Source organism: Ancylobacter sp. TW_SC_1 (assembly GCF_056836805.1).
Window position 1 is genome coordinate 4,188,158 of the sequence record NZ_CM166365.1, and the last position, 18,545, is coordinate 4,206,702.

General features: G+C 68.0%; 29 protein-coding genes. All 29 read right to left on the reverse strand.

Annotation, left to right across the window (positions count from 1 at the left end; translation table 11 throughout):
- Positions 1–2: 2 nt before the first annotated feature.
- A complete protein-coding gene (locus tag AC1PZ7_RS19820) occupies positions 3–284 on the reverse strand; it encodes a DUF2312 domain-containing protein (protein WP_482356899.1) in 282 nt (93 codons plus the stop codon).
- Positions 285–403: 119 nt separating this feature from the next.
- Complete coding sequence (locus AC1PZ7_RS19825) at positions 404–1,015, reverse strand: hypothetical protein (protein ID WP_482356900.1); 612 nt, start codon at positions 1,013–1,015, stop codon at positions 404–406.
- 116 nt (positions 1,016–1,131) lie between these two features.
- Positions 1,132–2,094 carry a capsid protein gene (locus AC1PZ7_RS19830; RefSeq protein ID WP_482356901.1) on the reverse strand — a complete coding sequence of 321 codons (963 nt, stop codon included), beginning with the start codon at positions 2,092–2,094 and terminating at the stop codon, positions 1,132–1,134.
- Positions 2,095–2,131: 37 nt separating this feature from the next.
- Positions 2,132–2,515, reverse strand: coding sequence for a hypothetical protein (locus AC1PZ7_RS19835; RefSeq protein ID WP_482356902.1), 384 nt, complete (start codon positions 2,513–2,515; stop codon positions 2,132–2,134).
- On the reverse strand, positions 2,512–3,519 hold the full coding sequence (locus tag AC1PZ7_RS19840) for a phage protease (RefSeq protein ID WP_482356903.1): 1,008 nt from the start codon (positions 3,517–3,519) through the stop codon (positions 2,512–2,514). The genes AC1PZ7_RS19835 and AC1PZ7_RS19840 overlap by 4 nt, the downstream gene beginning before the upstream one ends.
- 324 nt (positions 3,520–3,843) lie before the next feature.
- Positions 3,844–5,208, reverse strand: coding sequence for a phage head morphogenesis protein (locus AC1PZ7_RS19845; RefSeq protein ID WP_482356904.1), 1,365 nt, complete (start codon positions 5,206–5,208; stop codon positions 3,844–3,846).
- Positions 5,195–6,829: a DUF935 domain-containing protein gene (locus AC1PZ7_RS19850; RefSeq protein ID WP_482356905.1), complete on the reverse strand. Its 1,635-nt coding sequence runs from the start codon at positions 6,827–6,829 to the stop codon at positions 5,195–5,197. Before AC1PZ7_RS19850 ends, AC1PZ7_RS19845 begins: the two co-directional genes overlap by 14 nt.
- Positions 6,823–8,457, reverse strand: a complete 1,635-nt coding sequence (locus AC1PZ7_RS19855) for a hypothetical protein (RefSeq protein WP_482359688.1) — start codon at positions 8,455–8,457, stop codon at positions 6,823–6,825. The genes AC1PZ7_RS19850 and AC1PZ7_RS19855 overlap by 7 nt, the downstream gene beginning before the upstream one ends.
- Positions 8,441–9,058 carry a phage protein Gp27 family protein gene (locus AC1PZ7_RS19860; protein ID WP_482356906.1) on the reverse strand — a complete coding sequence of 206 codons (618 nt, stop codon included), beginning with the start codon at positions 9,056–9,058 and terminating at the stop codon, positions 8,441–8,443. Before AC1PZ7_RS19860 ends, AC1PZ7_RS19855 begins: the two co-directional genes overlap by 17 nt.
- Positions 9,059–9,060: 2 nt before the next feature.
- Positions 9,061–9,369: a VpaChn25_0724 family phage protein gene (locus AC1PZ7_RS19865; RefSeq protein WP_213376043.1), complete on the reverse strand. Its 309-nt coding sequence runs from the start codon at positions 9,367–9,369 to the stop codon at positions 9,061–9,063.
- Positions 9,366–9,686, reverse strand: coding sequence for a DUF2730 family protein (locus AC1PZ7_RS19870; RefSeq protein WP_482356907.1), 321 nt, complete (start codon positions 9,684–9,686; stop codon positions 9,366–9,368). Before AC1PZ7_RS19870 ends, AC1PZ7_RS19865 begins: the two co-directional genes overlap by 4 nt.
- Before the next feature lie 147 nt (positions 9,687–9,833).
- The gene (locus tag AC1PZ7_RS19875; protein WP_482356908.1) at positions 9,834–10,169 is read right to left on the reverse strand and encodes a hypothetical protein; all 336 of its coding nucleotides are present in this window, start codon (positions 10,167–10,169) and stop codon (positions 9,834–9,836) included.
- Positions 10,166–11,281, reverse strand: coding sequence for a peptidoglycan-binding protein (locus tag AC1PZ7_RS19880; protein ID WP_482356909.1), 1,116 nt, complete (start codon positions 11,279–11,281; stop codon positions 10,166–10,168). The genes AC1PZ7_RS19875 and AC1PZ7_RS19880 overlap by 4 nt, the downstream gene beginning before the upstream one ends.
- 116 nt (positions 11,282–11,397) lie before the next feature.
- The gene (locus tag AC1PZ7_RS19885) at positions 11,398–11,778 is read right to left on the reverse strand and encodes a helix-turn-helix domain-containing protein (RefSeq protein WP_482356910.1); all 381 of its coding nucleotides are present in this window, start codon (positions 11,776–11,778) and stop codon (positions 11,398–11,400) included.
- Complete coding sequence (locus AC1PZ7_RS19890; RefSeq protein WP_482356911.1) at positions 11,775–12,008, reverse strand: hypothetical protein; 234 nt, start codon at positions 12,006–12,008, stop codon at positions 11,775–11,777. Before AC1PZ7_RS19890 ends, AC1PZ7_RS19885 begins: the two co-directional genes overlap by 4 nt.
- A complete protein-coding gene (locus tag AC1PZ7_RS19895; RefSeq protein ID WP_482356912.1) occupies positions 12,005–12,376 on the reverse strand; it encodes a hypothetical protein in 372 nt (123 codons plus the stop codon). Before AC1PZ7_RS19895 ends, AC1PZ7_RS19890 begins: the two co-directional genes overlap by 4 nt.
- The gene (locus tag AC1PZ7_RS19900) at positions 12,373–13,005 is read right to left on the reverse strand and encodes a regulatory protein GemA (protein ID WP_482356913.1); all 633 of its coding nucleotides are present in this window, start codon (positions 13,003–13,005) and stop codon (positions 12,373–12,375) included. The genes AC1PZ7_RS19895 and AC1PZ7_RS19900 overlap by 4 nt, the downstream gene beginning before the upstream one ends.
- Positions 13,002–13,226, reverse strand: a complete 225-nt coding sequence (locus AC1PZ7_RS19905) for a hypothetical protein (protein WP_482356914.1) — start codon at positions 13,224–13,226, stop codon at positions 13,002–13,004. Before AC1PZ7_RS19905 ends, AC1PZ7_RS19900 begins: the two co-directional genes overlap by 4 nt.
- On the reverse strand, positions 13,226–13,828 hold the full coding sequence (locus AC1PZ7_RS19910) for an MT-A70 family methyltransferase (RefSeq protein WP_482356915.1): 603 nt from the start codon (positions 13,826–13,828) through the stop codon (positions 13,226–13,228). The genes AC1PZ7_RS19905 and AC1PZ7_RS19910 overlap by 1 nt, the downstream gene beginning before the upstream one ends.
- Positions 13,825–14,259, reverse strand: coding sequence for a thermonuclease family protein (locus AC1PZ7_RS19915; RefSeq protein ID WP_482356916.1), 435 nt, complete (start codon positions 14,257–14,259; stop codon positions 13,825–13,827). Before AC1PZ7_RS19915 ends, AC1PZ7_RS19910 begins: the two co-directional genes overlap by 4 nt.
- The gene (locus AC1PZ7_RS19920) at positions 14,256–15,002 is read right to left on the reverse strand and encodes a DUF7168 domain-containing protein (RefSeq protein WP_482356917.1); all 747 of its coding nucleotides are present in this window, start codon (positions 15,000–15,002) and stop codon (positions 14,256–14,258) included. Before AC1PZ7_RS19920 ends, AC1PZ7_RS19915 begins: the two co-directional genes overlap by 4 nt.
- A complete protein-coding gene (locus AC1PZ7_RS19925) occupies positions 14,999–15,253 on the reverse strand; it encodes a hypothetical protein (RefSeq protein ID WP_482356918.1) in 255 nt (84 codons plus the stop codon). Before AC1PZ7_RS19925 ends, AC1PZ7_RS19920 begins: the two co-directional genes overlap by 4 nt.
- Positions 15,250–15,549 carry a hypothetical protein gene (locus AC1PZ7_RS19930; RefSeq protein WP_482356919.1) on the reverse strand — a complete coding sequence of 100 codons (300 nt, stop codon included), beginning with the start codon at positions 15,547–15,549 and terminating at the stop codon, positions 15,250–15,252. The genes AC1PZ7_RS19925 and AC1PZ7_RS19930 overlap by 4 nt, the downstream gene beginning before the upstream one ends.
- Positions 15,546–15,755, reverse strand: coding sequence for a hypothetical protein (locus tag AC1PZ7_RS19935; RefSeq protein ID WP_482356920.1), 210 nt, complete (start codon positions 15,753–15,755; stop codon positions 15,546–15,548). The genes AC1PZ7_RS19930 and AC1PZ7_RS19935 overlap by 4 nt, the downstream gene beginning before the upstream one ends.
- A gap of 10 nt (positions 15,756–15,765) precedes the next feature.
- The gene (locus AC1PZ7_RS19940; protein WP_482356921.1) at positions 15,766–16,437 is read right to left on the reverse strand and encodes a DUF3164 family protein; all 672 of its coding nucleotides are present in this window, start codon (positions 16,435–16,437) and stop codon (positions 15,766–15,768) included.
- Positions 16,421–16,762: a hypothetical protein gene (locus AC1PZ7_RS19945; protein WP_482356922.1), complete on the reverse strand. Its 342-nt coding sequence runs from the start codon at positions 16,760–16,762 to the stop codon at positions 16,421–16,423. Before AC1PZ7_RS19945 ends, AC1PZ7_RS19940 begins: the two co-directional genes overlap by 17 nt.
- Positions 16,759–17,142 carry a helix-turn-helix domain-containing protein gene (locus AC1PZ7_RS19950; protein ID WP_482356923.1) on the reverse strand — a complete coding sequence of 128 codons (384 nt, stop codon included), beginning with the start codon at positions 17,140–17,142 and terminating at the stop codon, positions 16,759–16,761. Before AC1PZ7_RS19950 ends, AC1PZ7_RS19945 begins: the two co-directional genes overlap by 4 nt.
- Entirely contained in the window at positions 17,142–17,735 is a 594-nt protein-coding gene (locus AC1PZ7_RS19955; RefSeq protein WP_482356924.1) for a hypothetical protein, read from the reverse strand. Before AC1PZ7_RS19955 ends, AC1PZ7_RS19950 begins: the two co-directional genes overlap by 1 nt.
- Positions 17,736–17,779: 44 nt before the next feature.
- Entirely contained in the window at positions 17,780–18,538 is a 759-nt protein-coding gene (locus AC1PZ7_RS19960; protein WP_482356925.1) for an AAA family ATPase, read from the reverse strand.
- Between the last annotated feature and the right edge of the window lie 7 nt (positions 18,539–18,545).

Sequence of the window (18,545 nt, forward strand, 5' to 3'; positions counted from 1 at the left end):
GATCAGGCGCCCACCATGCCGAGCGCCTGCAGATACAGGTCGACGATGGCCTCATGTTCGGCGCGCTGGTCGGCGTCCGACTTGCGGATCTTCAGGATTTCCCGCAGCGCCGAGGTGTCGAACCCGGTGCCCTTCGCCTCCAGGAAGACGTCCTTGATGTCGTCGGCGATGCTCTTCTTTTCCTCTTCGAGCCGCTCGATGCGCTCGATGAAGGATTTGAGTTGTTCCTTCGCGAAGCCGGCCGCCGCGTCGGAAAGGGGCTGATCGTTCGGGATGTCGGACATGGGCGGGCTCCTGGTGCGGGAGGGGTGGACGGGGGCGGCGTACCGCCCCCGTCAGGGGCCCGGAGGTCCGGGCCGCGCGGCTCCCGCGCGCCTGTCGCGTGCAGCGCGGTCGGCCGGGTTCAGTCGGGCCAGTCCTCGGCGACCACGCCGACGGACTTCAGGGCCGCATGCTCTTTCCGGGTGAGCGGCACCCAGCCATCCGGCGTGTAGTAGTGACCGCCGCGCTTGACGCGGGAGAGCAGCCGGAACATCCGCTCGTTCTCGCCGATGCCGCCGGACGGCTTCCTGTCGGCGCGCTCGCGCACGGTGCCGCTAAACGGGTCGAACACGAGCGGAAAGGCGTCTCGAAACCAGACCGCCAGTGCGAGCTTCTCGGCCTCGCCGAGGCCGGCGACGAAGGCTGCGGGATCGAAGGGGGCAGCCAGCTCGTGCGGGGTTCCATCCGCAGTGGCGGGGATGGCCGTCTTGGCGACGCCGTCGCCAGCGTCGCTCTGAAGATCGGCGTCGGAGGCGGCGCCAGCCGGCGCGCCGCTCCCCGTCGCCTCGCCGGTTTCAGGCGCGGACAGCCCGGACGTTACTCCGCTCGTCGACGCCTGGGCGGCTTCCCCGTCGACCTTGTCGACGAGCTCGGCCTCCGGCTTTGCCGTCCCGACCGAGCTGCTGTGCTCCGGCTGCTGGTCGGCAGGTATGGATGACGGGGGCGCGGACTGTGTCCCGGACGGCGCCTGCAAAGCGTCGTCACCGCTACCGGCGCTGGGGGCCTCGCGAGCCGTACCAGGCGCCCCCTCGGGGGTATTTCCGCGGGCGGCCTTCGCCGCCCTGGTCTTTGTCGCGCGCGGAGCCATCGTCAGCTGACCGCGTTCTTGATGAGGTAGCCGACATCCTTGGCGATCATCAGTTCCTTCACGCGCTCGCCGGCACGCACGCGGTGGCCGCCCTCCAGGCCGAGATCCGGATCCTCGATGCGCCCGGCGATGCGGGTGCCGAACTGCGCGGTCATTCCCCAGGTGATGCCCTGGCCGGGAGTCGCCGCGGGATTGATGTGCAGCAGCGCGATGTTCTTGCCCCACACACGCTGCAGGTTCGGGGCCTGCCCCTTGTGCGCGAGGTTGACATGGCCCTCGCCCACGAGCAGGCGCTGGATCTCGAACAGCTCGCAGAACTGCTCGCGCGTGATCATGCCCTTTTCGGTCAGGTTGCCCTTGATGGCATTGACCAGATGCGGGTGGCGCCGGACCTTCGACCACACGACGGAGCCCATGACGCAGGTGTTCGGCCGGTAGATCAGCGTGCCATCGATGCCGTCCTGGATCGTCTCGATCGGATCGCTAGCCTCGTAATTGTCCAGCTGGTCGCTGCCGGCGAGCACCACGCGGCGCGCGGCAGCGTAGTTGTTCTCGTCCTGCACCACGGCAGCCACGCGCACTTCGCGCGCCAGAGTGACGAGATCGGTCAGCCCTTCGACCGCCCGAGCCTCGGGGTCGTAGATCGAGCGACCGGCGGCGCGGGCGGCTGCCGCCGCTTTCACGTCACTGTTGACCACCGGTGCATCGAGGCCGTGGTCTTCGACCTCGCTGGTCTCCTCCTTGCCGGAGAACTCGACCTCATTGACCTTGCCGGTGCGGCCGACGCGGGTCTCAGGCACCGTGAAGGCATCTGCCAGCGGATAGGACGTCCAGCCGAAGCGCTCCTGGGCGACGTCCTGGCGCGGCAGCACCTGGTCGGCGATGAGCATCTGCGCCTGGTTGCGGTAGGCGATGGCGACCGCGGTGAGCACCGGGTCGACGGAGAAGGAACGACGGGGAGCCATGGAAGAACCTCGAATTGGCGGGTGGCGCGCGCGACCGTCAGGCCGCCGGCGTGGGAAGGAGGCTCTTGGCCACCGTGATCGGGAGGATGTCGTCAAGCGCGGCGGGCGCGCCCGCCCAGCCGACGATGACGACGGTCTGCCCGGCGATCGGCACGGCCTTGACCGCCTTGCCGTTGGCGTCGCTGGTCAGCGGGTCGCCGAACGCGATGTTGCCGCCGGCGCGCACCTCGGCCGGCCCGGAGAGAACGACGTCGACGGTTCCGCCCTGGTCGCCGCCGAGCGCGTCCGTCACGCCGAGCAGGACATCGGTGGCCGCCGTTCCGGGGCGCACCGTCGTGCCAGTGGTGGGCGCTGCCGCCGTCACGATGAGGTAGGGGTCGACGGCTACAGCGCCGATATAGGATTTGATGAGCGCCCTCACTTCTTGCCCTCCTTCACCGCATGGACGGCATCCGCCGTCGAGATCGTGATGCCGTCGCCGGCGAGCCTCTTCTGGTAGGCGACCGCCAGGGCGGCGAGCGTCGTGGCATTGATGTCGCCCCCGGCGGTCGGCACCTCGCGCTCGTCGAGCGCCGACGCCTGGAGATTGGCCGGCGTCTTCTCGATCAGGTTCTTGACCTGCTTCAGCCCTTCCGGCGTGGCGCAGAGGCTCGCGTACTCCTCGCGCTGGGCGGGGACGATCTTCTTCTTTGTCAGCGCGTCGTCGAGCAGGGCGTCGACGTCCTTCTTGTGCGCCTCTGCGGCGAGCGTGGTGAGCTTGGCCTCGGCCGCGTCCTTCGCGGTCGTGATGGTGGTAAGGCTGGCGAGTGCCTGCTCATGCACCGCCTTGGGAACCGTTTCCGCCTTCAGGCTGGTGATGGCGGAAAGGCAGGTGGTTTCGTCAGCGGCCTCGGTCAGGCCGAGCGCCGCCGCGATCTTCTTCAGCATGGGCTGATCCTCTTTGGTGAAGCCGGCCGAGGCGACGGCGGGCATGGCAAGGGCCGGCGCTGGCACGAGCGCGACCGAATGCAGCCAGGTCGCATTGCCGGCGTCGTCGTGATGAAAGGTCGGGGATACGAAACGATGGGTGCGGGCGGCGAGCGCGACCGTGCCCGCCTTCAGCCACTCGACCCGGGCGTAAAGGCCGTCCGCGCGGGCTTCCAGCTCCGGCGCCCAGCCGACCACGGTTCCGGCCTCGCCGAACATGGCCTTGCGCGGAACGCTGTGATCGAGATCGACCGGGATCGAGATCGCGTCGGACTTGAACCGGGCGACCAGCGCGGCAGGGTCGAAGGCGTAGGAACGTCCGTCGCGCGTCTCGACCCGCCCGGCCGGCGCGACCTTGATCCAGGCCGGTGCCGTGCCGCCGACATCGAGCGCGGCGAGCTCGCCGGCAATGATGCCGGTGGTGAAGGGTTCGGAGGGAGTTGCGGAGCGGTGCGACATGGGGGCACGCTAGGCGAGCCCCGCACGATCGGGCCGGTGACAGCTGTCACCGGGGCGGGGAATGCGCTCCCCGAAGCGGATGCGGTCGACCCTAACCGATCAGGATCGTTTTTGAAGGTGTTTTGAAAGCCGTGGGCGGCGATTTGCGCCCTTGCGGCGGGAACGGGCCGGGCGGATACCGCCAGGCGGTCACGGGGGCCTCTGGGAAGGTTCGCTCGGCTTGCAGCGCCAGCGAAGCGCCGCTACATTGTCAGAGCGGAGAAATCGACGTCCGGCTCGGGTACGCCCTAGCGAGGAGGATGTGACGGCCTCCCTCCGCGCCTTTCACCTTATCCGATCACACCGCTCCACCTGCTTGCGGGCGTAGCTGCCGTCCCGCCCCCCTCGCCCCCGGAACAGGGTGCTCACCTGGAGCCCACCGCCGGGCGTGGGTCGGAGGATCGCGAACCAAAGCACGCCGTCGACCGTGGCGAGGGCAAGGGTAGCCCCATCGTCGCGCCGGTGCCAGATGTCGTCTCCATCCAGCGCGATCTGCACGATTCGCCACATGGCGGTTCGCAGGGGATGCGTCACGTTGTGGGCGATCGCGTCGTCACTGATGACGACGGTATGGCGCACGACGCCGAGATCGCGCGCGAGGCCCGGACTGACAATGGCGACCGGCTGCGTAGCGAACGTCCACGGCTCAATCTCGTTGACCAGATCCGCCGGCCGCTGTGATGCCTTCAACGCCGCCTCGACGGCGTGACGGCGGACGCCGCGAGCTCGCGCCTGGACGACGTGGGAGAGGAAGCCGTCGCCGGCGACGATCTTCTGGACGCGTGCTGCCGCGAGTTCCGCCGGCGTCTCGTCCAGTTGCTCCTGCAGAATGCGCCCCAGCGTGCGCGAGCGGCCGACACCGGGGTTGCTGTGCCAGCCGGGGTCGATGCCGTCCGGCACCTGCGTGCGCTGCCCGGTGCGCTTGTTGACGAAGATGCGCATCCGCTCTTCCGGCGGCGTGTCCCGGTAGATGACGCCGCCCTCTTCCGGTTCCCGGCCGAGCAGGCGCGCCGCCTGGGCGGCCGAGATCTGCCGCACGGCGCATTTGCAGCCCCAGCCATTGGGCGGAAAATGCGTGCGCCAGAACGGATGATCCACCGGCAGGATGATGCCGGCCCAACGCAGATGCTCCGGCCGCGGATCGCCGGCCGTCGTGCGCACATAAAGGATGTAGGGCAGCGCCCGCTTGGTGCGCTGGATGCGGTCCCATTGGCCGGCGGCACGCGCCGCGCGCACATTCGACCAGAATGTCGTCTCCAGGCGCCGGGGGCGCGTGAAGTCGACCGTCTTCACCTTGGTGCCGTCCGGGTCGATGACGCTTCGCGGCCCCCACCATCCCAGCGGCTTCAGCCGGCGCTGCATCTCCGCCTTGAAGCTGTCGAAGCCGGTACCGTTGGCGAGTGCCTGGTCGAGGCCGGCGCGGAACTCGGCAAGCGTGCGCTCCTCCAGCACACCGGCGACGGTGAAGGCATGCGCGTGCTCCTCTCCCCACACGTCGAGCCAGGAGAAGCGCGGCGCCAGCTTCTGGTCGCGGAAATAGTCCAGCACCTCCGGCGGGGTCGGGAAGCCGCGCTCGATGCGGCCGCCGGCGGCGAGCGAGACGAGCCCGGCGATGAGGTTCGCCCGCGCGACCGCCTCAGTCGCGGACATCGCCCAGCCCGCGCGCCTTCGCCATGGCGATCGCCAGCTTGATGGCGATCTTGTTGCCGTCGACCTCGCCGGCGATCCGCGGCAGCATCGCCTCCAGTTCGGCGAAGGATGTCGCTGCCTCCACCGCTTGGCGCAGGGGCGCGAGCAGCGGGTCGGCGTCTTCCTCCCACTCCGCCATCGCCTCGGCGATGAAGTCGTCGAGCTCGTCCTCGACGTCGATGTCGCCCGGCTCGGCTGCGAGGGTCGCGGGCGCACCCGCCCGGCACGAGGAGCAGCGGCACCCGCCATGATGGGCGGAAAGCGCCGCCTTCTTGCCCGGCGCCGGCGGCGCGGGCGGCACGGGCGGATTGCCCTCGGCCGTCACCTTGCCGGCCGGAGGAACGGACGGTGCCTCCGGTGTTAGGAGCTCGTCCTCGTCGTCGGGCTCCGATAGCCCGATCTTCCCGCGCATCTGCTTCTGGCCAACCTTGAGGCCAAAGGGCACCAGGCGCGCCACGGCCTCGGTCAGCTCCTTGATGTCCTCCGGCTCGGCGACCGGCAGCGTCACCTTGGGATAGACGTCCTGCGGCCCGTAATTGAGGGCGACGTACCAGGGGATGAGGTCGCGGTTCAGCGTGTTGCCGAGCTGGCGGCAATCGGCCTGGGTGATGTCGAGGCGTACCTTGTCGTGGATCTTCGCCTGCGCCTGCGAGGAGCCGTCGTCAGCCGTCATGGTCTGGCCGACAACGAGCTTTGAAACCTGCTTGTCGAGATAGTCGAGCAGCCCGCCAAAGACCGCCTCGCCCTTCGAACCCTGCGCCTCGATGAACTCGATCTCCATGCCCTGTGGGATGATCGCGGCGGCGTCGTTGGCGATGGCGGCGACCGCCCGCAGCAGCGCCTTCTTGTCGGCGGCCGAGGCGCCGGCGTGATATTTGCCCACGCGCATGGGGATGCCATAGATCTCGGCGAAGGCGGCCCAGTCCTTCAGGCCGAAGGATTGGAGCATGAAGGCCCAGGTGGCGGCGCGGGCAAAGCCCCGGCGCAGCGGAATGCCGGTCTTCGAGCGCGGCATGTGGACGATGAAGGTCGGCTTGTCGATCGGCACGCCGTCGAGATTGCCATCCACCGCCAGGCGCAGCTCGGAAAGGCCGACGCGGTCGAACTGGAAGAAGCGAGGGTCGCGCCACTTGAAGGCGACGGGTCGGAGCCGCTTGCGCTCAAACTCCCAGATCGGCTCGACGACGGCATAGCCCTTGGCGATACCGTCCGTCAGGGCGCCGATGGCGTCGAGCAAGTTCGGATCGTCGACCAGCTCGTGCACCGCGTCGACGATCTCTTTCGGGTAGCCCTTCGGCGATTCAACCGCCGGCGCCACTCCCTCGATGGCGAGGCGTCGCGTCTGCACCTGCGAGGCGTAGTGCAGGTAGCGCTCCTCCATCTCCTCGGCGAGGGTCAGGTAGTCGCGGGCATTGCCCATCGCCGCCTGCTTCAGGATGTGCGCCAGGCGCTCCGGCTTCAGCCCGGAGGCGACGCCGTCCATATGGGTGGAGCGCACGCCCATCAGCGTCGGCGTCGCCACCTCTTCCGAGAGCTTCTTCGACGAGACGGGGCGACCGTCCGGCCCGATCAGGCCTACCATAGCGCGCGCCCTCCAACGTCCTCGGCAAAGATGCTGTCCGATCCCCCATCAAGGGCGGAAACCGGGATGTAGGCGTAGTCGATCGGCGCCAGGCCGGTGGCGTGCCACATCAGCACGCCGGCGATCGCGGTATCGCCATGACGCTCGTATCCGTCCTCGCCCTTGAAGCGATGATCGTCCGGCACCTTGATGATGCCGTTGACGTACTGGAGCGCCTGGTGGTCGCTGAGGACGTCGGCGTCGCGCGGTAGCTCGACCGTGCCGTCGCCGAATGCCTCGACATAGGCCGTCGAATTCTTGCGATACCAGTCCGGCGTCGCCTTCACCTCGACGATGCGCTGCGCGCCGTAGCGCTGCTGCGCCACCTCCGCCAGATACGCGCCATTGCCGTTGGCATCGAGGGCGCCGCCGGAAAAACGCGGCAGCCGATCGACGATGTAGAACAGGATGTCGCGCTGCTGCTCGAAGGGCACGTTGCGGAGCTCGACGAGCAGCTTGACGCGCCGGATGAGATCGCGGCCGAGCTCGCAGGGCATGATGGCGGTGACGTCGCCCGTGCGGGCGAAGTCCTCACCAAAATAGTGCGGGCGGTGCGGATCGAGCGCGTCGAGGATCGGCTTGAGCTCGCGCTCGCAGAAGGCGATCGCCTCGGCCCTGCGGATGTGTTCCGGCGCGCTCTTGAAATCGTCCGCGCAGCTCCAGCGGACGACCGGCGCACCATCGGCCATGCGCGCCTCGATCTGCACCCGGGACAGGGCGGCGCCTTCGGCCTCGGCGGGGATCGCATCGAGCTCCTGGCGCATGGCCGCGGTGCGCACGCCGTAGGCGCCGCGGATCTTCGCCTCCCACGCCGCCTCGGCCTCTGCCGACCATTCCTTGCCCGACATGAGGCAGACGCGCTTGAACAGCCCGTTGGCGACGGCTTTGGCAAACGGGATGAAGTGGCAGGAGAAGGGAATTTTTCCGGCCTTCGCCTCGCGGATCAGTTCGTTGAAAGGGTTCAGCACCCCGTTATGGGTACTGATCACCCGTACCTTGCCGCCCCAGATCAGCAGCGCCATGACGGCGTCCAGGACGAGGCGGACATTCTTGTGATAGGCGGCTTCGTCGATGCAGACGACGCCCTGCAAGCCGCGGATGTTCTCCGGTCGGGATGAGAGCGCCTCTACGCGAAAGCCCGAGGTGAACTGGCAGCGGAACGCCGGTATCTGAGCAACCGACCCGTCTTCCTTTTGGTCCTCGAACAGAAATTCTTCGATTGAGACGAGTTGCTTCGCTACGACACGCGCGAAATGCGCGACGTAACCAATGAACTCGCGCCCCTTGTCCTTGGTATCGCCAATGTAAAAGCAGTTCTGGCCGCCGGCGGAACGCTTCGCCGCCGCGACCAACGTCTCGTCGAGCGCCTCGGCAAAGGTGACGCCGGTGCGGCGCCCCTTCTCCCCTAGCTTGAGGTCGGAATCGTCCTCGATCCACTCAGCCTGGTGCCGCATGAGCACGCCCTCGGCGAGCGGGTCGAGATCCTCGGGGATCTCGCCGCCGCGAGGCAGCTCTGGCGGCAAGGCGCTTTCAGTTCGGGGCAGAACCGGCGCGCCGGCGACGCGATCGGGATCAGGAGACGGAAGCATCGCTACCCGCCTCCGCCTTCGCCTTCGGCCGCACGCCGAGGAAGTCGCGGCGCAGCTGCGCCACCACCTCGGCCGAGAGCCCACCCTCCTTCGCCGCGGCGTCGATGATCTTGGCCGTCTTGCTCTCGTAATCGGTCTGGAGCTTGCGACGGCGGTCATCGGAGATTTTCATACCCGAAACAATCGCCTGGAAGGCACGCGCCAGTTCCATCGCGCCCTTCGAGTCGAGGCCGCCTCCATCGGCGATCTCCAACACGAGGGTTTTCAGGAACTCGCCCAGGACGACGGAGCTGGCATCCGTATCGTTGTGATCGAACTGAGTGGCCAGTCCCTCATAGAGCGCCTTGGCTTCCGCCATTTTGCGGACGGCAGAGGCCCGGCGCATCGACAGCCGATTGAGCGAGGACCGGCTCGCCTGGGGAATGTCGGCGGTGAGGCCATTCTGCCAAGCCGCGGCCCGCAGCCTCTCGTTGACGCCGTCGAGGATCTCCAGCTGGGTAAGGGTGCGCTCCGCCAACTGGCCGAACGCCCACAGGCGCGCCTCGTCGCCCCATTCCGGCAGCGTGTCCCAAAAGGAGAGCCGTCCGCGTCCGATGGCCATGGTTATTCGCCCGGCCGGGAGGGTCGTTTCACGCCCTCGATGACGAGCTCGCGGCGCAGGTGACGATGGCCGTCATTCGCCAGGGTCGCGATCTTGACCGTCTCGGCGTCGACCAGGCTGATGGCGTCCATTTCGCGCAGATAGTCGAGCTGGCGATGGATCCACGGACGGTCGCGCGGAATCCCGAACCGTTCGCGCAGATGGCGTACGAGCAGGTTGCTGTTGAGGCTTTCATTCACCTCTTCCGCAAGCACCCGCAGGATGATGAGCCGGGCTTCCTCAGCGAGCCACTGTTCGCGCTTGTCGTTCACGCCGTCCGAGCCTCCCCAAACACCATTTCCTGCGCCCGCTTCGCCATCTCGCTGACGGGCTTCAGCCGCTCATCCATGACCTCGATCCGGCCTTCGAGCTTGCTGATCGCCAGTTCGAGCCGGTGCGTGATCTCGCGGTCGGGCAAGTGCTTGATCTCGCCTTCGACCGCGGCCAGCCGTTCGTCGATGGAGGAAGTGCGCACCTCGATCTTGGACACGCGCTCGCTGGCCGCTTTTCCGCGGGCCGAGCCGATCGCGTAGGCGACACTGATGAATGACAGCAGGAGCGGCCCCCACCGCAGCAGCAGGTCCTCCATCAGGCGCCTCCGGCCGGCTTCCACCCGCAGTGGGCCTCGCCATATTCGTTATGCGTCACGAGCTTGGCCTTGTTGTCCGAGGACATCACGGCAAACTCTGCCGTGGAGACGATCCAGGGCGCGTTGGTCTGGCACCAGGACGAGGGGTCAGCGGGCTTCGTCGTCACGCACCCAGCGCTCAGCACGGCGATCAAGCTCAGCATCGGAAAGATCGGCCACTTCATCCTGCTTCTTCCTGTAGTCGGCGACGGCCTCGTCGGTGTCGCGGGTGAGCTTGGCCTCGCGGTCCTGCCAGCCCTGCTGGCGGGCGCGGCGGAGCATGACGGCGGCACCGAGGGCGGCGAGCAGGCCGGCGCCGATCTGGAGGGCGCGCGTCAGGCCGACGACGCGCACCAGCAGGACGACGGTGATGACAAGCGGGACGAGACCGAGCCCCGCCCACCACTTCCACCCCACCCCGTAGGTCAGGAACAGGTCGATCATGCCGGCACCGGCGCCTTGGCCGGCCAGATGGCCGGGATGACGTAGGTGCGGACGATGCCGAAGACGATGATGCTGACACCAATGGCCATCACCGCACCGGCGCCGTAGGCGAACCAGTCCGACAGGCCTGCATAGCCCTGGAGCACGTCGGCCTTCTCGGTGATCTGCTGGCCGGCCTCTGCCAGGGCAATCGTGCTGACGCCGGCGGCGACCGGTGGGGCGACGGGCGGCGGGTCGGAGACCGTGACCGTGCCGGTCGCCGGCGACGTGCCGGCGATGCGGGCGGTGATGGTTTTCGTGGTGAGATCGCCGGCGATGCCGTCCGTCTTCAGCCCGTTGGCCTTCTGGAAGGCGACGATGGCCTCGGTGGTCGCCGGGCCGTAGAGGCCATCGGCCTTGATGTCGTAGCCGAGCTCGCGCAGCTGCGTCTGGAGCACGCGCGTGGTCTCGGAGGGCTGTGCCGCCTTCCAAGATTCCGGCGCCGCGCTGCCATCGCGCAGCAGCGGCCAGATGCGGTTGAACCAGGCGACGCGATCGTCATAGCCGTTGTACCCGCCGTTGACCTTCTGGGTGATGGCGCGGGCGTCGTTGAGGTCGGCAAGGCGATTGCAGCCCGTGCGCGTCCAGTGATCGAAAGCGCCGCGCAGGCAATGCCCGGCGGTCTCGATCAGATCGGGATGCTCGTCCAGGCCGAGGCGTGTATAGGCATTGCGCCCGGTGGAGTGCATGGCACCGCCGCCGCGAAAAGCGAACCCGTCGCCGGCATATAGGTTTCCCAGATCCTTCGCCTTGACCGGATTGCCGATGCCGTAGACCCGCTCGAACAGGGCGCGCTCGTTGCCGGCGAGCTTGGCCGCCTCGGCCGCTGTGACGGCCGCCGAGTGCTTGCCGACGCCGAAGACCTTCACGATCTGCTTGGCCGAGTAGTGGCCGCTCTCGCGCAGCTTGGTGAAGCCCTGCGTCTCATGGGCGATCTGCGCCATGAAGTGCGCGAGACGCAGCGGCGTGGTGAGGCCGGCGGTCTTGAGATCGGAGGTGCGGCCGAAGGCGGCGACGAGCGCCGGCGCGGCCTTGGGCGCGATCTGGCGGAGGATGGCGACGGGGGACAGCATCGTGCGGCTCCTGTGAGGAGCCGAAGGTGCCCAAGGGGCGCACCCGAAAGGCCGGTGACATCTGTCACCGGGCGACAGAGAGAGCGGGCGCGCCGCATCTTTCCCAAATCCGGGCGTCAGAGCAAGGTCAGCTGACGTGGGTCCTTTTTCCGCATGCGGTAGGCGGTGCGGCGGGAAAGGCCCGTTGCACGCGCCGCCGCATCCGCCGGCATTCCAGCATCGAGCGCCTCGGCCATCCGCCGCCGCGCCTGGGCTAGGGTCCCGGTTGGGCCGCGCGGCATGTCGATCTCGACGCCGCGCTCGGCGCCTTCCGGCGACAAGGTGCGATAGTGGGCACAGAGCTGGTCTGCGGCCTCACGGCCGAGCAACTCCACCAGCCAGTGCCCGGCAGGGGCACGCGCCGGCACGGTGAGCCGTCCGCCGCCCCGCACCTCCGCCAAGCGGATCGCGAGGGGCAGGCCGATCACCTCGGCGATCTGGCCAAATACGTCGCTCACCGGATGACGAGCCCCTGCGCGACATAGGTGATGGTGGCGACGACATGGTCGCGATGCCGCCAGACCATTCGCGCGGTCACCGATCCATCCCGGCAGCGCCAGACCCGGCAGGAGGTGCGGGCATAGCCGCGCCCCACCCACGTGGCATCGGCGGCGGCGAGGTTCGCATCGGCAGCGAGCACGGCCGCGACGGCGGCGGCGTCGTTCGGGAGATGGCGCGCGCGTTTCATCGGGCACGCTCCCACTCGGCTTCCATCGCCGCCCAGCAGGCATCACGCTCCCGCTCGGCGCGCTTCCTAGTGCGTTCGGCCCTATCGGCCGCGTCCTTCAGGTCGAGGTAGATGCGCTCCAGCTTGTTCTTTTCGCGATGATCACCATTGCAGGCTAGCCACGCCTGCATGGCTCGCGCCTGGTTGCCGCACGCAATGATCCACCTGTCCGACGCGGCCGTCTTCTTGGCCTGCAACGTCTCGTGTCGTACCGAAAGAAGATCGGCCTGACGGACAGGCTCCCCGAAAATTGCGCGCGGCAGGACACTGTGGCCGATCCACGCCAGCAGTTCCTCGCGCGAGAGGTCTTCCAGGGCGAGCTTCTTCACGCCTGCTCTCCCAGCGCCGCGCGCAGTTGCTCGCCGCCAATCCGCATCCACTCGACAAACTGCGCGCTCTCGAAGCGGCTGGTGTCGGCCGGCATGTGGACCCGCACCCGGCGCTCGGTGAGCCGCCGCCGCAGGGCGTGATAAGCGGCCTCCTGCGCGCCGCGCGTGGTGCGCGCCCGGCTCCAGTCGACGCCGGCCTCGCGGCCGATCCACGCCTTCAGCCCCTCGATCGCCGCCTGCGCCGGCGCCGAGTCCCGCCACCAGTTGGGATGTGCGATGCCGGTTTGCCGTTCGCAAAAAGCGAGCAGAGCTTTGTCCGAACGGTCCTCGACCACACCGAGATTGTAGCCGGTGATCCAGAGCGCGCGGAGCTTGCCGGCATAGGTACCGTCGATGCGGACGGCCTTCCGGCCCTTTGAAGATGCCTTCAAGGGAATATCTGGCCGGCCAGGGAGCGCGCGCAGATAGTCCAGCACGCGGCCGGCCTCGCCGGCGTTGAGGTTCTTCGACGACTGCTGTCCGGTCTCGCGGCGCAGCATGTCGCGGTAGCTGTCATCATCGAGCCCGGCGCGACTCTTGGCGGCGTGGATGGCGCCGATCTGCTGGCGCGAGGCGGGTGCGGTGCTCATCGCTTGGCCTTTCCGCCGAGAGCGAGCTCGGCCGCGAGGATCTGACGGGTGAGGAGCGCGATTTCGCGCTCGGCATCGAGACGGCGCTGCGAGCGCGGCGCGATCCTGACGAGCCGCCGCAGCAGCTCGTGGCGCTCGCGGGTCAGCTCGGAGAGCCGGCCGAGCGCCTCAAGGGCGAGCAGCGGGGGCATCTCCGGCGACACGGCGCGAGCGCGGGGCATCAGCCTTCTCCCGCTGCCAGCGGAGAGAGATCGGCGGGACGGTGCGGCTTCGGGTTCCACACGTCATGGCCCGGCCAGGGCTCGATGCCGAAGAGCTCGGCGCCGAAGGCGTTGGGTCGCAGCCGCTGGGCCATGGCCCGCATCTCCGGCGGCTTCTGGCTGTGCAGGCGGCGCGGGCTCTCGATGAGGTTCCGCACGGCGCGGTCGCCGATCTCGGGGGAACCTATCGTGCCGACGAGGAAGGGCTCGCAGCTGGAGCGAAGGATGTAGCCGGTGCCGAAGGCGCGCTTTCCGGTGCGGGTGGTCTTCGTCCAGCTGCCGCCGGTCTTGTAGGTGAAACCCCAGCGCCGCAGGACGTCGATCGCCACCGGCAGCTTCGGCCAGACCGCCCACATCAGCAGGATGCAGCTGTCGGTGGCGAGAAGATGCACCGGAAGCGCGGCGATCTCGTCATCAGCCATGGTCTCGTAATGGGCTTCCGGCGATTTGCCGTAGCCCTTGTCCGACCACATGTCGTAGCGCCACGCCGGATCGGCGATGATCACGCCGTACTTGTACTGTCGGAGGTGGCCGAACGGCCAAGAGCTCGCGGCGGCGGTCACGGCGTGCGCTCCCCGCACCAGGGCTGGCGCGCGGGGCAGCGCCCGTGCGGGCAGAGATAGGGCCGAGCCAGCCCTTCGGCGATGAGCGCGGCGCCGAGATCGCGGCCGCCGACGCCGATCCGCGCCAGCGTGCGGCCGTAGCGGTCCCGCTGGTTCTGGCGGTCGATGACGAGACAGCGACTGACATCCGCCTTCGCCAGCGGCCCGCACACTTCCTGCAGCAGGGTGATCACGCGGGCCTTGGCGTCGAGCCCCAGCCGCAGCTCGGCGTCGCACTGCGCCCGCCGCGTCTCGGGAGCGTCGATCCCGACGACACGGATATGCTCCCGGCCAACGACGATGGTGTCGCCATCGATGACGTAGATGCCGGCGGCGGCCGACGAAGTGAGAGCGAGGGCAAGTACGAGACCGGGAAGAGACGACCGGATCATGACCGATCTCCCGAGGTCAGCAGCCCGGCGACCGCCGGGCCGGAGAGGGGCGCATCGATGTCGACGGCTCGGCCGGCGGCGAAGCCGTCCCAGCGGGCGACGTCGCGAAACTTTCCAGCTGCGGGCGCCAGCGCTCGGGCCGGGTCGAAGGACATGCCGCGCCGCCCCAGCTCCTCCTTGATCGGCCCCCGGATCGACTGGACCAGCGCCTGCCGTTCCACCAGCGGGTGGCCCGACATGCCCTTTCGCTTCCAGAGACCCGCCAGGATCTTCGGAGCAATGCCGGCGGCGAAGCCTTCTTCGAGTGCCTTGAGCGCCTGAGCTTTCGTCCGCGCCGTGCGGCGGCGGCGGTATACGTCGCTGTCACGAAACTCCCGCGCGGCCGTGCGGGCGGCGCGGCGCACGACCTCATGGACGTACTCGGCGACCAGGACGTTGGCGGGGTCGCCGAAATAAACCCAAGACCACCGGCTGCCGGCCTTCTCCAGATAGCCATGGCATTCGGCGAAGACCGCCACGGTGCTCCAGACGCTGTCGATCGGCCGGCGGCGGGTGCCGATGGCGACGGAGAGTCCCTCCATCAAACTGGCGTCCAGTTCGACATCGGTCATGCCGGTGGATGCGAGCAACTCGGCCGCCTTTTCCGCCGCTGCGAGCGCCTCGGCCTCGGTGCAGCCTTTCGCTGTTGTCTTGCTGCGAAGGGCGGCGATCCGCTGTCGGAGCTTGGAAAGGTCTCGGGTCATGGTCCGACGTCCTCCCCGGCTTCCAGGCGCTCGCGGACGCTGGCACGTTGCCCCGACATGAATCTGTCGAGCGCGGCCGTCAGCTCCTCGGCCTCGTTGACGGCGCCCTGATCTACGTCCCCCCAGATGCTCATGACGTCGAGAAGGGCGGCCTTGGCGTCCTCGATCCGGCATTCCATCCGGCGCAGGGCAATCGCCGGCGTCCAGCGGGACATGGGATCGTAGCGAAACAGGCGACGACGGCGCATCATGCCGGCCCCCCGATTTTTTGGAGCGCCGAGGTGCGCCAATTACAGAGAGCGGCAGCGTGGCCGCAGGTCGAACTGGCACGGAGACCGCCGAGCCTGACGGAAGTTTCAAACCCCTTGTCGCTCCAGCGGGCACCCTCGGAGCGGGCGAGATCATCAAGAGCCGCCTCCGCTGCCCTCCTGTGCGCGGTGTGGCTGCCGTAGCAGTCGTTATCGACCTCCGGCAATTGGTCGAGGATCGAGTCGACGACGCCGACAAGGCGGCGCAGCCGGTCGAGATCGAGGATGCGCTTGCTCATGACCGCACCTCGCGGATTGCCGCGCGGGCCATCTCGGGATCGGCATGCACACGGCCGGCGTCAACGACGATCGAGCGCTTCGCACCGAGAACATGCACACGGTGCTTGCCGAACGGCGCCTCATGGGCACGGACCAGGGCTGCCTGGCGCACGCCGGTTCGGATGGCGACGAATACTTTCGGGTAGGCGGAACGGCGACGGGTCATCCGCGCCCCCTCACGCTGCAGCCAGATCGATGGTGACGGCCTGCCACGGGCCATCCGGAGCGTCGCGCCGGTGGAAGCGGATATACGTCTTCGAGCCGATCACGCGCATCGAGTCCCTGAGGGCGTCCATGGCGCGCTGCCAGCGCGGCTCCTCGATGGCGAGACGCATCAGGCTGAAAAGAGCCGAGCGGTTGATCTGCCCTTCCTTGTCCACGTCGAAGGTCTGGTTGACCACGGCGCGGAGATTGTCGCCGGCCTCCGCGCCCCATTCGGCCAGGCACTCGTCGATCAGCTTCTTCGCCGCCTGGAGCTCGGGGCCGAACATCAGCTGATCAGCGACCTGAATGGTGACTTTCATGGTCCCGTCGAACGTCGGGAGGGTGATGTTCCCCTTCTTGCCGCCTACGCTGGCGCCATACTCCTGAGCAAGCAGCGCTTGCAGGGCTCCCACATCATCGAAGCAGTGGCCACGAAAGCGCGCGATCCGGGCGTTCAGATCGATCGCAAAGCCCATCATCTTGCGCACGGTTTCGTCGATCAGCAGATCAGTCGCCGTGACCTTGGAAAGCGGGACGTGATCGCCCTTCGCATTCGTCATCACCGGCTTGCCCTTCACGTAGAAGGCGCCCGGCGGCAAGGCGGCGGCCGCCTCGGCTGCTACGGTTTCACTGTGCTCGTTCATCGGGGGATTCCTGTTCGGCGGGGAGGAAGCCGAGCGCCATGAGGGCGTCGGTGAGGGTGGCCTCGTGTTCGGCCATGTCTTCGAGCGCGGACACTTCGGTTTCGATGTCGCCGCTCACGCTAGCCGCGTTGGCCCGGCCAGCGTCCTGGAGTAGCTCGGCTGCAGCCTTAGCTATGTCGTCGAGCGCGCAGACCGTGTGCGCTATGGCGAGGACGTGGTGCACGCTGATGCCGATCGCGCGACGCGTTCCGTCGTGATTGACGATGTCGCGTGCGGTCGCGCGCACCTCGTCGAGCGTGACGATGACGGGCGGGTGCTCGCTCATGCTGCGGCTCCCTTGCAGTGGGTGGCGTGCGGACAGCCGCTCCGGCAGGCATGGAACAGACGGACCCGCACCGACGATGTCGCCGCATAGGGCCGTCCCTGTTCTTCAAGACACCGGTCGCGGCCGATGTCGCCGAGCACCGGGCAGCTGACCGTGACGCCGAGATAGACGCCACGCACAAGCTGCTCGATACGGTCCAGCCGGCCCGCATAGTTGTTTCCCAGTACATGCGAGATCTGCGAGCCGGAGACGCCGAGGCGCCGCGCGACACCGCTCTGCGTCTCGCGCTGGCAGGCTTCCGCCAGGGCGACGATCCAGTCGGGCGGGTTGCCCCAGGCCGCTCGCGCCTTGGCGAGGAAGTCGGGTACAGGAGCCGCCATCAGAGCGCCCCCTCGGTATCGGTGGCTGCCCCGGCGATGGCGGCGCGGTTCTGGTCCCACACAAACCGGGTGTGCATGACGATCGGCGGCAGCGGCCCGGTGTTCATCGCGGGCTTCAAACGCCAGATGGCCAATTGAGCCGCCTTGCCACCCTTCGCCGGACGGACAACGGCGAGATACCCGGCGCAGGCCAGTCGCGCGACGTAGCTCTTCGCGGCGACCATGCTGACGGTGACGACGTCGGTCGAGGCGCTAAAGGCAAGCTCCCGCGCGTCGAACTGTTGCAGGCTGCGCATCGCCCGCCACATCTGCTCCTGTTCTGTCGGTGGGCATTCCGAGCCGTCCTCGCGAACTCTCGGCGCCTCGACCGGAGAGCGGGTTAGCCGGTACAGAGATGCAGGCTTGGGGCCTTCGCCGGGGGATTGGCCGACAACATCGGCGAAGCCGGCCTTTTTCAGCCGCCGCACATAGCGACCGATAATCTCATGGTGCGAGCGCGTCCGACCGGCGATCATCGCGATCGTCCACGGTCCAGCGGCGTCAGCCTCGCGGATGATCTGCCAGTAGTCGGCAAACCCTCGCGGGATATCCACGCGAAGCTCGTGCAGCTTGACGGTTGAAGGTCGGTGACCACCCATCACGCCACCGCCAGTTCGCTGTCGCGACGGGCGCGGGGCGCCTTGGCCGTGTAGAATTCGGCGCGCCCCCAGGAAGAGCGATCCAGTGACTTCACGCCGCGATTGCGGGCGATCTCCTGAACAAGGGCGAGGTTGACCACAACGCGGCGCGCGCGGCCTTGGCTCTGACGTCGGATCTCGTCGAGCAGGTCCTCGGAAATTTCGACATTGGGGCAGAATGCGCGCGCGAGATGCTGCACGTCCTCGATGTCGCAAGGTTGGGCGGGCATCCAGTCGAGGACGCGGTTCGCGACGCGCTCGATGCGCTCCAGCTTCACCGGGAGCTTTTCTTCGCCGATAAGAAGAACCGGCGCGCCCGAATGTTCCTGCAGTTCCCGGACGAGTTCGATGTAGCCCTTGTCGACGATCTTGTCGGCTTCATCGATGATGAGCGGGCGGCGAGGATTGTCGCCCAGCGCCGCCTTCGCCTTCTCTGCCATTGCGGCGACGGTTCCGCGCGGATCGAAGCCAAGTTCAAACAGGATGGCTCGCAAGAAGGTCCCGCGCGTCCAGCTGTCGCCGACCTCGACACGTACCGCGCGGGTCTTGTTCTGGCAGAAGATCGACGCATAGGTCTTGCCGTAGCCCGAAGGGCCGAAGCACACGCCGATGCCGGGAAGATGCGGCGAACGGTCGATCAGCTTCGTCGCCTGAGCCATGAAGGCGGCAACGTTCTTGAGGGCGATCGGCCCATTGACCTGCGGAACGGCGACAGTCATTCTGGTC

Coding starts and splice junctions, on each gene's coding strand:
- AC1PZ7_RS19820 (WP_482356899.1), bottom strand. CDS start 284: ATGTCCGACATCCCGAACGATCAGCCCCTTTCCGACGCGGCGGCCGGC.
- AC1PZ7_RS19830 (WP_482356901.1), bottom strand. CDS start 2,094: ATGGCTCCCCGTCGTTCCTTCTCCGTCGACCCGGTGCTCACCGCGGTC.
- AC1PZ7_RS19840 (WP_482356903.1), bottom strand. CDS start 3,519: ATGTCGCACCGCTCCGCAACTCCCTCCGAACCCTTCACCACCGGCATC.
- AC1PZ7_RS19845 (WP_482356904.1), bottom strand. CDS start 5,208: ATGTCCGCGACTGAGGCGGTCGCGCGGGCGAACCTCATCGCCGGGCTC.
- AC1PZ7_RS19850 (WP_482356905.1), bottom strand. CDS start 6,829: ATGGTAGGCCTGATCGGGCCGGACGGTCGCCCCGTCTCGTCGAAGAAG.
- AC1PZ7_RS19855 (WP_482359688.1), bottom strand. CDS start 8,457: ATGCTTCCGTCTCCTGATCCCGATCGCGTCGCCGGCGCGCCGGTTCTG.
- AC1PZ7_RS19860 (WP_482356906.1), bottom strand. CDS start 9,058: ATGGCCATCGGACGCGGACGGCTCTCCTTTTGGGACACGCTGCCGGAA.
- AC1PZ7_RS19870 (WP_482356907.1), bottom strand. CDS start 9,686: ATGGAGGACCTGCTGCTGCGGTGGGGGCCGCTCCTGCTGTCATTCATC.
- AC1PZ7_RS19875 (WP_482356908.1), bottom strand. CDS start 10,169: ATGATCGACCTGTTCCTGACCTACGGGGTGGGGTGGAAGTGGTGGGCG.
- AC1PZ7_RS19880 (WP_482356909.1), bottom strand. CDS start 11,281: ATGCTGTCCCCCGTCGCCATCCTCCGCCAGATCGCGCCCAAGGCCGCG.
- AC1PZ7_RS19890 (WP_482356911.1), bottom strand. CDS start 12,008: ATGAAACGCGCGCGCCATCTCCCGAACGACGCCGCCGCCGTCGCGGCC.
- AC1PZ7_RS19900 (WP_482356913.1), bottom strand. CDS start 13,005: ATGAGCACCGCACCCGCCTCGCGCCAGCAGATCGGCGCCATCCACGCC.
- AC1PZ7_RS19905 (WP_482356914.1), bottom strand. CDS start 13,226: ATGCCCCGCGCTCGCGCCGTGTCGCCGGAGATGCCCCCGCTGCTCGCC.
- AC1PZ7_RS19915 (WP_482356916.1), bottom strand. CDS start 14,259: ATGATCCGGTCGTCTCTTCCCGGTCTCGTACTTGCCCTCGCTCTCACT.
- AC1PZ7_RS19920 (WP_482356917.1), bottom strand. CDS start 15,002: ATGACCCGAGACCTTTCCAAGCTCCGACAGCGGATCGCCGCCCTTCGC.
- AC1PZ7_RS19925 (WP_482356918.1), bottom strand. CDS start 15,253: ATGATGCGCCGTCGTCGCCTGTTTCGCTACGATCCCATGTCCCGCTGG.
- AC1PZ7_RS19930 (WP_482356919.1), bottom strand. CDS start 15,549: ATGAGCAAGCGCATCCTCGATCTCGACCGGCTGCGCCGCCTTGTCGGC.
- AC1PZ7_RS19935 (WP_482356920.1), bottom strand. CDS start 15,755: ATGACCCGTCGCCGTTCCGCCTACCCGAAAGTATTCGTCGCCATCCGA.
- AC1PZ7_RS19940 (WP_482356921.1), bottom strand. CDS start 16,437: ATGAACGAGCACAGTGAAACCGTAGCAGCCGAGGCGGCCGCCGCCTTG.
- AC1PZ7_RS19945 (WP_482356922.1), bottom strand. CDS start 16,762: ATGAGCGAGCACCCGCCCGTCATCGTCACGCTCGACGAGGTGCGCGCG.
- AC1PZ7_RS19950 (WP_482356923.1), bottom strand. CDS start 17,142: ATGGCGGCTCCTGTACCCGACTTCCTCGCCAAGGCGCGAGCGGCCTGG.
- AC1PZ7_RS19960 (WP_482356925.1), bottom strand. CDS start 18,538: ATGACTGTCGCCGTTCCGCAGGTCAATGGGCCGATCGCCCTCAAGAAC.